This is a genomic window from Brevibacillus invocatus (assembly GCF_003710915.1).
GTDB lineage: Bacteria > Bacillota > Bacilli > Brevibacillales > Brevibacillaceae > Brevibacillus > Brevibacillus invocatus.
The window spans coordinates 1-1,160 of record NZ_RHHR01000084.1; the positions used below are offsets into that span (position 1 = coordinate 1).

Below are 1,160 nucleotides of genomic sequence, written 5' to 3' on the forward strand. Positions count from 1 at the left end.
ACGTACGTGCGGTTGCTTGGAGAGGGGATAAGCCTTTCCATTCATCATGCATTATTTATATCACATAATTCCTCTACATCGATCTGTAAAGTGCTGGCGATCTTTCGCAGCACCGGTTCTGTCGGAACGCGTGTCCCCCGCTCCAGCGAGCCGACGAACGAGAGCGACACTCCCAGCTTTTCCGCAAGTCCCTGCTGTGTATACCCTTTTAATTTTCGAAAGGACCGGATTCGGTTTCCCAGTCGATTGTTCCCCACTTACGTACCCCCTTCTGATCCTCCAGCAGTGACAAAAGATATATGGATATTGGCTGATTGTATATGGGCAATGTCTCATCTCGCCATACATCGCGCAAAGGCACCAGGACAAAAGCACGTTTGGTAAGCTCCGGATGTGGGATCTGCAAATGCTCCAGCTGAACACGCTCCTGTCCGTACAGCAGAACATCGATGTCGATCGTTCTGGGACCCCAGCGAATTGTCCGTACTCTTCCCAGCTCCTGTTCAATCGATAAGGCCGTGTCCAATAATTGTTCCGGTGTATGCTCTGTTTCTACAGCGATCACCATATTGAGAAAGGCGTCCTGCTCGACGTTGCCTACCGGATCGGTTTCGTAGACGCTGGACACTCGCACAACCCGTACCCCTGGTTGTTGAGAAAGGCGTTCAATTGCCTGTTTCAAATTGTCTGCACGATCTCCAAGATTGGATCCGAGCGCTAGATACGCGCATACCGTCATTGGGCATAATCCTCTCTTTTGCGAGTCATCTCGATAGCCACCGAATCATAATGCCCGTTTATCGGAGGGTTCGGCTTGGTGACCTTTACCCTCGCTTCCTGCAACGGAAACTGGCGCAACAGCTTTTCTGCAATATTGGCGGTCAGAGCCTCTACCAGCTTGAAACGCTCACCCTCCACGATTTGCTGAACACAGGTGAAAATTTCAGCGTAATTGATCGTATCGTTCAGATCGTCACTCGCACCGGCCTTGGACAGATCAAGCGAAAGTTCAAGATCTACGTAAAAGCGCTGTCCCAACTCCGCTTCGGCAGCAAAAACACCGTGAAAACCGTAAAACGACATCCCATTGAAATAGATATTATCCAATGTGAACGCCTCCTTTTAACATCGCATCCATCATGGTGGTCACACGCTTCATT

3 protein-coding genes are annotated in these 1,160 nt (G+C 49.9%); all 3 read right to left on the bottom strand.

Annotation, left to right across the window (positions count from 1 at the left end; genetic code table 11):
• Positions 1-44 precede the first annotated feature (44 nt).
• The 3 genes from EDM52_RS24085 to folB are packed head-to-tail and all read right to left on the bottom strand — an operon-like array spanning position 45 to position 1,107.
• Entirely contained in the window at positions 45-257 is a 213-nt protein-coding gene (locus tag EDM52_RS24085) for a helix-turn-helix domain-containing protein (protein ID WP_031306174.1), read from the bottom strand.
• On the bottom strand, positions 209-739 hold the full coding sequence (gene folK, locus EDM52_RS24090) for a 2-amino-4-hydroxy-6-hydroxymethyldihydropteridine diphosphokinase (RefSeq protein ID WP_122911428.1): 531 nt from the start codon (positions 737-739) through the stop codon (positions 209-211). Before folK ends, EDM52_RS24085 begins: the two co-directional genes overlap by 49 nt.
• Entirely contained in the window at positions 736-1,107 is a 372-nt protein-coding gene (gene folB, locus EDM52_RS24095) for a dihydroneopterin aldolase (protein ID WP_122911429.1), read from the bottom strand. The genes folK and folB overlap by 4 nt, the downstream gene beginning before the upstream one ends.
• Positions 1,108-1,160 lie beyond the last annotated feature (53 nt).

Coding starts and splice junctions, on each gene's coding strand:
- folK (WP_122911428.1), bottom strand. CDS start 739: ATGACGGTATGCGCGTATCTAGCGCTCGGATCCAATCTTGGAGATCGT.